Annotated in this window: 10 protein-coding genes; 5 read left to right on the top strand and 5 right to left on the bottom strand. The window is 60.6% G+C overall.

From position 1 onward, the window contains the following. Positions 1 to 64: 64 nt before the first annotated feature. Positions 65 to 937: a LysR family transcriptional regulator gene (locus AC6I6U_RS17585; protein WP_497877307.1), complete on the bottom strand. Its 873-nt coding sequence runs from the start codon at positions 935 to 937 to the stop codon at positions 65 to 67. A gap of 195 nt (positions 938 to 1,132) precedes the next feature. Between AC6I6U_RS17585 and ampC the strand changes: the two genes are divergently transcribed. Continuing rightward, on the top strand, positions 1,133 to 2,302 hold the full coding sequence (gene ampC, locus AC6I6U_RS17580; RefSeq protein ID WP_497877306.1) for a class C beta-lactamase: 1,170 nt from the start codon (positions 1,133 to 1,135) through the stop codon (positions 2,300 to 2,302). An 86-nt stretch (positions 2,303 to 2,388) separates the two neighbouring features. Beyond that, positions 2,389 to 2,790 carry a hypothetical protein gene (locus AC6I6U_RS17575; RefSeq protein ID WP_497877305.1) on the top strand — a complete coding sequence of 134 codons (402 nt, stop codon included), beginning with the start codon at positions 2,389 to 2,391 and terminating at the stop codon, positions 2,788 to 2,790. A 7-nt stretch (positions 2,791 to 2,797) separates the two neighbouring features. Here the strand turns inward: AC6I6U_RS17575 and AC6I6U_RS17570 are convergent, their stop codons facing one another. Then, positions 2,798 to 3,706: a helix-turn-helix domain-containing protein gene (locus AC6I6U_RS17570; protein WP_497877304.1), complete on the bottom strand. Its 909-nt coding sequence runs from the start codon at positions 3,704 to 3,706 to the stop codon at positions 2,798 to 2,800. A 172-nt stretch (positions 3,707 to 3,878) separates the two neighbouring features. On the opposite strand from AC6I6U_RS17570, the gene AC6I6U_RS17565 reads away from it, so the two are divergent. From AC6I6U_RS17565 to AC6I6U_RS17555, 3 genes are read left to right on the top strand one after another with little or no spacing between them, the layout of a single operon-like run. Next, the gene (locus tag AC6I6U_RS17565; protein WP_497877303.1) at positions 3,879 to 5,237 is read left to right on the top strand and encodes a glutamine synthetase family protein; all 1,359 of its coding nucleotides are present in this window, start codon (positions 3,879 to 3,881) and stop codon (positions 5,235 to 5,237) included. Between the two features lie 37 nt (positions 5,238 to 5,274). Next, positions 5,275 to 6,363 (top strand): polyamine ABC transporter substrate-binding protein, encoded by a 1,089-nt coding sequence (locus AC6I6U_RS17560; RefSeq protein ID WP_497877302.1) that lies wholly within the window; start codon positions 5,275 to 5,277, stop codon positions 6,361 to 6,363. Next, complete coding sequence (locus tag AC6I6U_RS17555) at positions 6,360 to 7,661, top strand: NAD(P)/FAD-dependent oxidoreductase (RefSeq protein WP_497877301.1); 1,302 nt, start codon at positions 6,360 to 6,362, stop codon at positions 7,659 to 7,661. Before AC6I6U_RS17560 ends, AC6I6U_RS17555 begins: the two co-directional genes overlap by 4 nt. 104 nt (positions 7,662 to 7,765) lie before the next feature. Here AC6I6U_RS17555 and AC6I6U_RS17550 read toward each other — a convergent pair whose 3' ends face one another. From AC6I6U_RS17550 to AC6I6U_RS17540, 3 genes are all read right to left on the bottom strand, one after another. After that, positions 7,766 to 8,038, bottom strand: a complete 273-nt coding sequence (locus AC6I6U_RS17550) for a colicin immunity domain-containing protein (RefSeq protein ID WP_497877300.1) — start codon at positions 8,036 to 8,038, stop codon at positions 7,766 to 7,768. Then, positions 8,035 to 10,236: an S-type pyocin domain-containing protein gene (locus AC6I6U_RS17545; protein ID WP_497877299.1), complete on the bottom strand. Its 2,202-nt coding sequence runs from the start codon at positions 10,234 to 10,236 to the stop codon at positions 8,035 to 8,037. Before AC6I6U_RS17545 ends, AC6I6U_RS17550 begins: the two co-directional genes overlap by 4 nt. Before the next feature lie 236 nt (positions 10,237 to 10,472). Next, positions 10,473 to 12,080 carry an ABC-F family ATP-binding cassette domain-containing protein gene (locus AC6I6U_RS17540; protein WP_497877298.1) on the bottom strand — a complete coding sequence of 536 codons (1,608 nt, stop codon included), beginning with the start codon at positions 12,078 to 12,080 and terminating at the stop codon, positions 10,473 to 10,475. Positions 12,081 to 12,309: the final 229 nt, after the last annotated feature.

The following is a 12,309-nucleotide window of genomic DNA, read 5'->3' as shown; positions in this document are numbered from 1 at the left end:
CTGGCCATCGCCTGTGCAATCGTCGTCTCTTTCACCGTTGCATTGATTCACAGTTGAACAACCCTCAACCGGCCTGCTCGATCAACCAACTGCGGAAGGCCGCCATCGCCGCTGTCTCGACCCGCGACTGCAACCGCGTCAGCCAGTAGCTGCCTGTGACGATGCCGATATCGAAAGGCTGCCGGATATCACCGGCATCCATCTGGCGGGAGAACATCATCGGCGGCGCCAGCGCCACCCCCATGCCTTGTAGCGCGGCCTCCATCATCGCCAACGACGAGTCGAAAACCACACTGTTGGAAACCAGGCTATTGGCTGGCAGGCCCGCGCTCTGGAACCACTCGGGCCACTCGTCCGCCCGGTAGGAGCGCAGCAGGGTCTGCTTGAGGACATCTTCCGGAGATTGCAGTAGCCCGGCGATCTGCGTGGTACACAACACCGACAGTGGTGCTTCCAGCAAGCGCATGGCGTCGACCCCGTGCCAGGCCCCCGTACCAAAACGAATGGCGAAATCGAGTCCTTCGGCCGCCACATCCACACGGTTGTTGTTGGTGGACAGGCGCAGATCGATGAACGGGTGCCTGTCGCGAAAATCCGCCAGGCGCGGCAACAACCAGCCCACGGCGAAAGTCCCCACTGCCCCGACTGTCAGCACCTCGCGATAATGTCCGCCGTCGAAACGCCCCAGGGCCTGGGCGATCCGGTCGAACGATTCGCACAACACCGGCAGCAGGCTTTCGCCTTCGGCGGTCAGCATCAAGCCACGGGGCAGGCGCTTGAACAGCACGACCTTCAGCTGTTCCTCGAGGCTCTTGACCTGATGGCTGACCGCCGCCTGGGTCACGCACAACTCGACGGCTGCCCGGGTAAAGCTCAGATGCCGCGCCGATGCTTCAAAAGCCCGCAAGGCATTGAGCGGCAGATGGGGACGAACCATACGTCGCTCCTAGTTTTTCTAATGGCTAATCCGAAATTTCATCGTTTGCCGGCGATGGACTCATCCCCTAGATTGGACCCCACCCCGCACCACTCAGTCGAGCTTTACGTCAGGTGCCTGAGTAGAAAACACAGCACCATGAAGTGCTGCGACAGAATGCGGAAAAAATCAAAAAATCATGGAAATTGTCCGATTATGCCAACCAGATTCACATTTAGTGACACATTTATCATCAGCGCCCTGTGCCTGCTCGGCGCGGCAAACAGCTTTGCCGCCGACACAAAACCCGACTCGCTCAAGGCCGTCGTCGACGCCGCGATTCAACCACTGATGAAGGCAGAAGGCGTGCCCGGCATGGCCGTCGCAGTGCAGATCAACGGCAAGGCACATTACTTTAACTACGGTGTTGCCTCCAAGGCGGACAAACAGCCTGTAACAGAAAACACCCTGTTCGAGATCGGTTCGGTCAGCAAGACCTTCAACGCCACCCTCGCCGCATATGCAGTGGCCCAGGGCAAGCTGTCGCTCTCGGAGAACACCAGCCACTACCTGCCCGAGTTGCGTGGCAGCGCCTTCGACCGGATCAGCGTGCTCAACCTCGGCACCTATACCCCGGGCGGACTGCCATTGCAGTTCCCGAGCGACTCGGACAGCGCCGAAAAGATGATGGGGTACTTCCAACACTGGAAGCCGATTTATCCCGCCGGTGAGAAGCGCCAGTACTCCAATCCGAGTATCGGGCTGTTTGGTTACGTGGCCGCCAAGAGCCTTGGTCAGCCATTCGACGACCTGATGGAAAAGACCCTGCTGCCCAAGCTGGGGCTCCAACACACCTACCTCAGCGTCCCCAAGGACCAGATGGACCGCTACGCCCAAGGCTACACCAAGGACGGCAGCCCATCCCGGGTCGGCCCTGGCGCGCTGGACTCCGAGGCCTATGGCATCAAGACCACCGCCAGCGACCTGCTGCACTACGTGCAGGTGAACATGCGACCGCAGCCGCTCGAGGCGCCGCTGCAGCAAGCAATGGCCCTGACCCATAGCGGGTATTACCAGTTCGGCAATACCACCCAGGGCCTGGGCTGGGAGTTCTACCCTGCGCAGGCCAAGCTGGACACCTTGCTCGACGGCAACTCGAACAGGATGCTCGAACCGCAGCAGGCCACCTGGTTCAAGACACCACAACCACCGAACGCCGACAGCTGGGTCAACAAGACCGGCTCCACCAATGGCTTTGGCGCGTATGTAGCCTACGTCCCGGCGAAGGACATCGGCATCGTGCTGCTGGCCAACAAGAACTACCCGAATCCGGCTCGGGTCAAGGCGGCATACGAGATACTGAGCGCCGTAGAAAAGCAGCAATAGCCAGCGACACCACGCACCTGCCGCCTGAAACGGCAGGTGTGCTGCCCCATGGGCAAAAGCCCTTGCACTTGGCTATGATCGCAGATATGAACAGCCAGCCTCCGCTCCGCCAGCCCTGTCCTCCCGGCGCCTGCAACTGCGAGCGGGACCAGTTGCTGGAGACACCCGGTACGGATATCCGAATCCTGCGCCTGACCCGCCAGGAAGAAAAAATCCTGCTCGAACGACTCGAAGACCTCAAGAGCCTGGCGGACCTCGAGCGCCTGCAACTGCGGATGTACGAACAACTGGGCATTCGCCTGACCATCGCCCCAGGCCCCAACGAAGTACGGACCATGCGCGGCATCGGCATTCACATCGAGGAACTGCCGGGCCTGTGCCGCAAGACCCGCCAATCCATCCCGGCAGCGATCCGCCGAGGCCTGGAAAAACGCCCGGAAATCGCCTACGAACTGCTCAACGCCCACGACCTGCTGGGCGGCCTTTGATCCCTTCTCAACGCCCCACCGACCGACGTTTCAAGGTCTCGCTAGGCAACTCCCGGAACAGCGCCCGGTAGCTACTGGAAAATCGCCCCAGGTGCCAGAACGACCAACGCATAGCCACTTCGGCGACGGTGCTTTCCAGCTTGCCATGCAGCAGTTCGTGGCGCGCGCTGTTCAGCCGCCGCAAGCGCAACCATTGGGTCGGCGTCATGCCGGTAAACGCCTTGAAGGCATGTTGCAACTGCCGTAGCGGCACACCGGCGACTTGGGCAAGCTCCAGCAGATTCAGGGTTTCCTCGGGGACATCCGCCGCCCACTCGCCAATGCGCTTCATGATCCCCCGCTCCTCTGCCCGCCGCTGCAATGAGCCACGATCCAGACAGACGCAGGCGTTATCGAGGATGTACAGGCAGTCCTCCAGCAACTGCTGGGTCAAGGCCTCCCTGCTCGGCGGATCGAGAGTCTGCGCCAGGCGCGTCAAGGTTCCGCTCAGCCAGCGACCGAACAAGGCATTCTGCTGCGAGTTGAGTGGCGCCATGAACAGCCCCTCCAGCCGGGCGATATCCAGGCCGTGGCGCTGGACGAATTCCGGGCCGAATACCACCGCCACTTCCTGGTAGTTCTCCGGGGTGATCCAGATATTGCGGCTCTCGCCATTGAGCACGTACAGGGCGTTGTCGCTGCGATCGAAACAGAAGGCAAGCGCCCCCGAGGGCGCACTGAAATTCTGCTCCACCCGGGTGTTCATGCACTCCTCGTAGATCTCCACGCCCTGCAGGTCCAGGTAACGAATCTGTCCGGCAAAATGCCCCGGTGACATCTGCTGGTAGTGCTGGACCCAACCGGGCGTTGCCCGGATCTGTTCGGTCACGTCGGCGGTATTGAACGCCTGGACCCGCAAGGGATTTGGCTCTGTCATGGAAGACCATAGCGCACCTTTTTGGTGCGTCTTGGAGTGGGGAAAGTGGATAGATGGAACCGCGCAGCTGCCAGCAAGATAGTCGTCAACGCGCTGCAGGGGAAGCCTCCCGCCATTTTCAGGCAAGCGGAAGGCCCAACCTGGCGTCGATAAAACCAACGACGAGGTCCTTATGAACGCCCCTTTCGATCAGCTGTACGCCTGGCTGAAAGAACACAAGATTACCGAAGTGGAATGTGTGGTCAGCGACCTGACCGGCATCGCCCGCGGCAAGATCGCACCCACCAACAAATTCCTGCATGAGCGAGGCATGCGCCTGCCGGAAAGTGTGCTGCTGCAAACGGTAACCGGGGACTTCGTCGAGGACGACGTCTACTACGACCTGCTCGATCCCGCCGACATCGACATGATCTGCCGCCCCGACGCCTCATCGATCTACCTGGTGCCGTGGGCCATCGAGCCCACCGCGATCGTGATCCACGACACCTTCGACAAGCAGGGCAACCCGATCGAACTGTCGCCGCGCAACGTGCTCAAGAAGGTTCTGCAGCTCTACACCGACAAGGGCTGGCAACCGATCGTCGCGCCGGAGATGGAGTTCTACCTGACCCAGCGCTGCGAAGACCCGGACCTGCCGCTCAAGGCCCCGCTGGGTCGCTCGGGCCGTGCCGAGAGTGGCCGGCAGTCGTTTTCCATCGACGCCGCCAACGAGTTCGATCCGCTGTTCGAAGACGTCTACGACTGGTGCGAGGCCCAGGGTCTGGACCTCGATACGCTGATCCACGAAGACGGCCCGGCGCAGATGGAGATCAATTTCCGCCATGGCGACGCCCTCGACCTGGCCGACCAGATCACCGTCTTCAAGCGCACCCTGCGCGAAGCGGCGCTCAAGCACAACGTCACCGCTACCTTCATGGCCAAGCCGATCGCCGACGAGCCCGGCAGTGCCATGCACCTGCACCAGAGCGTGGTCGACATCGCCACCGGCAAGCCGATCTTCGTCAATGCCGACGGTTCCAAGAGCGAACTGTTCCTGCATCACATCGGCGGCCTGCAGAAGTACATCCCCAAGGTGCTGCCGATGTTCGCTCCCAACGTCAACTCGTTCCGGCGATTCCTGCCGGATACCTCGGCACCGGTCAACGTCGAATGGGGCGAGGAGAACCGCACCGTCGGCCTGCGCGTACCAACGTCCAGTCCCGAGGCCATGCGTGTGGAGAACCGCCTGCCGGGCGCCGACGCCAACCCCTACCTGGCGATCGCCGCCAGCCTGCTCTGCGGCTACCTAGGCATGGTCGAGGGCATCGAACCCAACCCACCGGTGGAAGGCCGGGCCTATGAACGACGCAACCTGCGCCTGCCGATCACCATCGAGGACGCCCTGGCCCACATGGAGGATTGCCCGACCCTGGAGCGCTACCTGGGCAGCCAGTTCGTCCGCGGCTACGTGGCAGTCAAGCGTGCCGAGCACGAGAACTTCAAGCGGGTGATCAGTTCCTGGGAACGAGAGTTCCTGCTGCTCAGCGTCTGATCCCGCAACACCCACAACCACTCAACGAGGTGTCGACATGCGTCTATTGAAATCCGTAGTCCCCGTCACCCTGGCGCTGCTGTTCAGCGCCACGGCTCACGCCGAACCCACCGTCAGCGTCTACAACTGGACCGACTACATCGGCGAGACCACCCTTGCCGACTTCCAGGCCCAGAGCGGGATCAAGGTGATCTATGACGTGTTCGACTCCAACGAAACCCTGGAAGGCAAGCTGCTCGCAGGGCGCACCGGCTACGACGTGGTGGTGCCTTCGAACCATTTCCTCGGACGCCAGGTAAAGGCCGGGGCGTTCCTCAAATTGGACCGCGCGCAATTGCCGAACTGGAAGAACCTCGACCCGCAACTGCTCAAGCTGCTGGAAAAGAACGACCCGGGCAATGCGCACTCGGTACCGTACCTGTGGGGGACCAACGGCATCGGCTACAACGTCGAGAAGGTCAAGCAGGTGCTGGGCATCGATCATATCGACTCGTGGGCGGTGCTGTTCGAACCGGAAAACCTGAAGAAGCTCACCCAGTGCGGTGTCTCGTTCATGGACTCGCCGGACGAAACCTTTCCGGCGATCCTCAACTACATGGGCATGGACCCGCGCAGCTCCAAGCCTGAGGACTACAAGAAGGCCGAGGCCAAGCTGCTGACCCTGCGGCCGTACATCACCTACTTCCACTCCTCCAAGTACATCTCGGACCTGGCCAACGGCGACATCTGCGTCGCCTTCGGCTACTCCGGCGACGTGTTCCAGGCCGCCAACCGGGCCAAGGAAGCGAAGAACGGCATCAACATCGCCTACTCGATTCCCAAGGAGGGCAGCAACCTGTGGTTCGACCTGCTGGCGATCCCGGCTGACGCGGGCAACGTCAAGGAGGCCCATACCTTCATCAACTACCTGCTCGACCCACAGGTCATCGCGAAGGTCAGCGCCTCGGTCGGCTACGCCAACGCCAACCCGGCCGCGCAGCAATACATGGACGCCGATCTGGTGCACAACCCCGAGGTCTACCCACCGCAGGAAGTGCTCGACAAGCTGTACATCTCGACCACGCCAACACCGGAAATCATGCGCCTGATGACCCGCTCCTGGAGCAAGGTGAAGACCAACAAATGATTCAGGCCAACCCAATGGAACACGCCCGCTCGTACTACGCTGCCACCGCCCACTCGATGCCGGCTCGTCCCCGGCTCGAGTCAGACCTGGTAGCGGATGTCTGCGTGATCGGCGGCGGTTTCACCGGCGTCAATACCGCCATCGAGCTGGCCCAGCGCGGCCTTTCGGTGATCCTGCTCGAAGGCCGGCGCATCGGCTGGGGCGCCAGCGGGCGCAACGGCGGCCAGCTGATTCGCGGCATCGGCCACGATGTCAGCGGCTTCGCTCGCTACGTCGGCGCAGATGGCGTGCGCTACCTGGAACGGGCCGGGATCGACTCGGTCGCTCTGATCGGCGAACGAATCCGCGAACATGCCATCGACTGCGACCTGCGCTGGGGCTTTTGCGAACTGGCCAATACTCCGGCGCAATTCGCCGCCTTCCAGGCCGAGCAGGAACACCTGGCACAACTGGGATACGCCCATGAGACACGGATCGTCGAGCCAGGGAACATGCGCGAGATCGTGGCCTCCTCAGCTTATGCCGGCGGTCTGGTCGACATGGGTTCAGGCCACCTGCATCCGCTCAACCTGGTGCTGGGCGAAGCCCGGCTGGCCGAGGTGTTGGGGGTACGGATCTTCGAACAGAGCGCGGTGCGTGAACTGATCCACGGCAACACTGTGCAGGTGCGCTGTGCCCACGGCACGGTACGCGCCGACAATCTGGTGCTGGCCTGCAACGCCCACCTGGACGACCTCGAACCGCGCCTGGGCGGCAAGGTGCTGCCAGCCGGCAGCTACATCGTCGCCACGCAACCGTTGAGTGAGACGCTGGCCACCGAACTGATCCCGCAGAACCTGGCGCTGTGCGACCAGAAAGTCGGCCTGGACTACTACCGGCTGTCCGCCGATCGTCGCCTGCTGTTCGGCGGTGCCTGCCATTACTCGGGGCGGGACCCTGCGGACATCGGCGCCTATATGCGACCGAAGATGCTCAAGGTGTTCCCGCAACTGGCGGATGTGCGCCTGGACTTCCAGTGGGGCGGCAAGATCGGCATCACCGCCAACCGCTTCCCCCAGGTCGGCCGCTTGCGCCAGCAGCCGAACGTGTTCTATGCCCAGGGCTATTCCGGACACGGCGTCAACGTCACCCACTGGACCGCCCGGCTGCTGGCCGAAGCGATCCATGCCGGCCAGAGCCAGGGCATGGATATCTTCAGCGCGGTGCCGCACATGACCTTTCCCGGCGGCAAGGCCCTGCGCTCGCCGCTGCTGGCGCTGGGGATGTTATGGCATCGGTTGCGTGAGGTGCTGGGCTGAGTGAGAGCACAACACCACCGAGCCAGAGGGACTTCTACAATACAATCCAGCGCCACTATTTCCTTGAAAGAACGGCGCAATTACTGCCCTCCGAATTAAACTTATCAAGTAAAATTAAACCTACCCAAAGTTTCCCTGACCTCTCTCAACAGACCTGCATCATCCAGTTCAATATCCTCTCGCTCAGGATCAGAGGTATAGCAATCCACAAGAATAAATAAAGCAGAAACGCATTCACCTACAGCTTGGGTGTCTTGACTTAAGGCACCTGACTCGCCCTCCGCCCTCCAAAGGCCCAGATACTGAGCCTCAAACTGAGCAGCCGTTATCTCTGACGACAAAAATCTTTTCGCCAAATCTATCAATTTCATACTCATTGCAGCACCCCATTAATAATGTAGTTATTAAACTGCGGCGTCCCAGGATACAAGCGCCAACCAGAAACAAATTTACCACTCGCATCAAGAACCACAACATTATTAGTAACATCATTGAAATACACTTTAAAACCCTCTCCCCTAAGATAAACGCCTCTCTCGCTAGTACGTGCATCCTTCATGTGGTCTTCAATCGCATCACGAAACCTAGTTAACGTCGTGGTATTTTTCTTTGTATCTGCAACGCCAAAGTGGGAAGCATGTTTAAACTTCTTATCCAGCTGTCTTCTAGTGAATATTCCAGAATCCAAAGACTCACTGAGCACCACATACATCGGCGCCAATCCCGAGCCGATCGGGAAAACATAAATTCCATCCCGGATATCCAGCTGATCCAGCGACGGAAAAACTTCGGCCTTCACCTCGATCGGTGTCAGCGTAATCCCCGTGTAGACAGGAATCTCTACAGGTTGAATCGGCGTTATCGTTGAACTGCCTCCTCGACCCGCAATCGGAAAGGTCAGCGTGACCGGAGGAGTGTCCGTGCTCACGAAGGTATAGGCATTCATCTCCGGATCCAGGGTCAAGGCCCTCACCGGCACGTGCGCAGAATCCCCATCCTTGCTCTGCGTGGCAATCAATGAATACTTCAAGCGGTCGCCGTAAAGCCGATAAGGCAAATTCACCGTGCCGCCCGCCGCCGCTATCTCGGAGAGGTTTTCCGGGAGGTCGGGAATTAGATTGTCGGCCGGAAGGCTCAGGCTGGTCGTCGGATACCGGTCACTGTTACCCAGCGATGGTGCATAGAGCAACAAACCGATTCCAACGCCCGTAGCGCGATCAAACACCGCGCCACCAAGGGTTTTCAAGGCCTGGATCCCTGCCTGAATAACCGCCTCCAGCGTCAGCCCGGAACCCGCGGTTGGCGCGATGGCGGCGGCCGCGGCACTGAGCTGAATCGAATCTGTTGGCAAGAATGTAAAGGCATGGGTCCGCGCTTGTGCTTCCTTTGCCTTGCGCTGCTCCTCGGCAGCCCTCTCAGCCAAGCGGGCTTGCTCATTGGCAACATCTCGCGCGCGCTCAGCCAAGGCCCCAAAAGCATTGGAGGTGATGGTCAGGTGCCGGGCGGACTCGGACTTCAAAAGCGCATCATGGTAGCTCGCCCATTTCGTCCCAATCTGGCCGCTTGACTGCAAGTGCACCAGGTTGGCCAGGGCCTCCAACTCCGGTTTGCTCAAAGGAGAAACAATCTTCGGGTTTGTGGGAGGAAAGTTGATGGTGACCCCACCACTCTTCCAGGGAGCAGGCGGTTGGATGGGCCGGATCGCGGCCATCTTGCTGGCAATCATGTTGTCTAGCACGACTTTATAATGGGTCAGCGCCTGAGCCGGAAGCAATCCGGCTACAGAGCCCGCAGCAGCCAGGAGTTCTGCCTGAAGAAACCCCGGCATGAGCTGGACGTGGATATCACGCTCCGCACCGATAATGCCAAGGCGCTCTACCAGCAAATGCAGCAAAACAGCCTCATTTGCGGAAGCGGCTGACTCCGCCTGGCGTCTTTTGCGATCAAGCTCCACAAGTTTCAGGGCCAGAACGTCCATGGAGAGCGAAAGCACCTTGAGCTCCAGCGCCGCCTGGTATACAGAAATAAAAAGAGCATGCAGGCTTGCTATGGACTCGGGCGTGGCTGTGCCCGAGATCCAGTGCTCACGCATCTTCTGCCGAGGCAGAACCTCCATCAGGAAAAACGGGCTATGACCGTACAGGCCAAAGATGGTGGGGGCCGTGGAGACATATTGTCTTTTTTTGGCTTCGATGAGTTCCAGCGTGGTCGCCTGATCCAGCCTGGCCGACTCCTCGGGAGATAGAGTTCCAACAATACTGGCGGCTTGCCTTTTTTGCTCCAGCTCTCGCTCCGTATCAGTTATCAGGGCCTTGAGACGTGAATCGTATCCATCGGCGATGGACTGAAAGTCGGTTTCTCCCCCCATCAGGTCAGACAGGATATTTTGCGTAGGTTCTCGAAGCCTGCCAGGAGCACCTTCCCCTCGTCGCGGCCCTTCCTGAAGCCCCCAACCGTTACCATTTCCTGCGTAGCTTCCACCTACCCCAGGGCCGAAGGTTTGCGGCCTTCCCGCTACAATGTGCAAGGGCCTGATTTCAAAGGCCTGCCCGGCTACGTATCTATCGTCCGCCATTTTCAAGTCTCCACCAACATGGTTACCCCCATTCAGAACGTCTACTGTTGTTGATTCTGATCAGAGAACACTGCCGGTGGAGAGCCTGGTATCTAAAGGAAACAGCCTTTTGTTGCGTAAGGTATTACGCTCAACTCAGCGTGTGCCCGAAGCGGGTTCCAAACATCCGTGAGGGCCGTAGCACGACGTCAACGTGACCCACGCATGTGGCTAGGAGCAGAAAACACTGGTCTGACTCAAACCCTGCCCCAAGGCAGCAATTGCCCACCCTCGGCGCTGATCTGCAGCCGGTCGGTCAACACAAGTCGATCAAGAAACCGCTCGTCATGGGACACCACCAACAGCGTCCCCTGAAACTGCAGCAACATGCTTTCCAGCGCCTGGAGCGACGCCAGGTCCAGGTGGTTGTCCGGCTCGTCCAGCAACAGCACCTGGGGAGGCTCGTCCGCGTAGAGCACACAGGCCAGCGCGCCCTTGAGGCGTTCGCCGCCACTGAGCAGTCCGCTGGGCTGCTGGATGCACTCGGCGCCCAGGCCCAACTGCGCCAGGCGTGTACGCAGCACGCCCTCGCTCGACTGACGATTCACCGCACGCAAGTGATCCAGGATCGAACGTTGCGGATCGACCGCGGATAACCCTTGATCGAGATGTGCCAGGCGGCCATTGACCGCGAAATCACCACCTGCCGCGGCCAGTTGTCCGGCCAGGACCTTGAGCAAGGTGGATTTGCCACTGCCATTGCGGCCCGTCACCCCGACACGCTGCTGGCCATGCAGCACCAGGCTGATACGTCCCGGTACACGAGGCAACTGTAGCGCCTCGAGAGCCAGTACCCGTCGTCGCGCGGCGTGAGGGCTGAGCGGTGCCTGCAGGACGATCGCCATCTCCTGCTCCACCGCGCGGGCCGCATCGCGCACCTGTTGCGACAGACTCTCACGCAGCGCCGACTGCCGTACCTGCTGCTTGCCACGGGTGTTCTCACTGATGCCCTTGCTCCGCCCCAGCAGGATCGGCGCCTGGTTGGCCTGCCCCGCCTGGCGCTCGGCACGCGCCTGGCGTTGCTCCTGGCGTTCCTGCTGCTGTCGCAGTGCCTGCTCGGTGCGCTTGCGCTCGAGCCGGGCATGCTCCAGGTGGCGCAACGCTTCATCGCGCTCCAGGGTTTTCTGTCGCGCATAGAAGCTGTAGCCACCGCCATAACTGCGCAAGCCCAGGCTGGACAGCTCGACGATCCGGCTCATCTGCTCCAGCAACTCGCGGTCATGGCTGATCACGATCAGCCCCCTGGGCCAGCGACGCAGTTGCTCCATCAGAGCTTGTCGTGAGTGGCGATCGAGGTGGTTGCTCGGCTCGTCGAGGATCAGGGTCTGTGCATCGGACAGGCTGGCACCGGCCAGGGCCACACGCATCGCTTCGCCGCCACTCAGGCTGGCGGCGGGCCGATTGATATCCAGCCCTTTCAGGTCACGCCGCTCCAGCTCGGCCTGCAGTTGCTGGCGAATATCCCAGCGTTCACCCACCCGGTCGTAATCGGCGGGGTCGAGACCACCGGCCTCGATACGCTCCAGGGCCGCGAACAGTTCCCGTACGCCGAGCAGTTCAGCGATCGAAGCCAGCGGATCGACCTGCTGGGCCAGGTAATGGACCTTGCCACTACGTCGGCAATAACCGTCGGAGGGCGACAACTGCCCGGCCAGGATGCGCGCAAGCACACTCTTGCCGACGCCATTGCGCCCGACAATCGCGGTCGGTTGTCCATCGAACTGGGCATCGAGCCCGGAAAAAAGCACCCGGCCATCGGCCAGCACATAGGAAACGCTTTCCAGCGAGAGGTATGAATTCGTCATGCGAACTCCAATCAATGCCATGGACTCCACCCTGTGAAAAGAGTGTGCGGAGACTGGCCGTCAGGACAGACGGCGGCATTAATTGCGCATTGGACGAACACCTCGAAAGAAGGAAACAGGCCGTCAGTATCGCCGTGACTGAGGCCCTATGGCAACCCGGAGCGCTTTTAGTAGGAGCCGGCTTGCTGGCGATCCGCCAAAGGCGGCCATCCAATGAGATCAGTGGCGT

This window comes from Pseudomonas sp. UTLPPB19802 (assembly GCF_059730225.1).
This window is presented reverse-complemented; position numbering and strand designations above follow the sequence as displayed.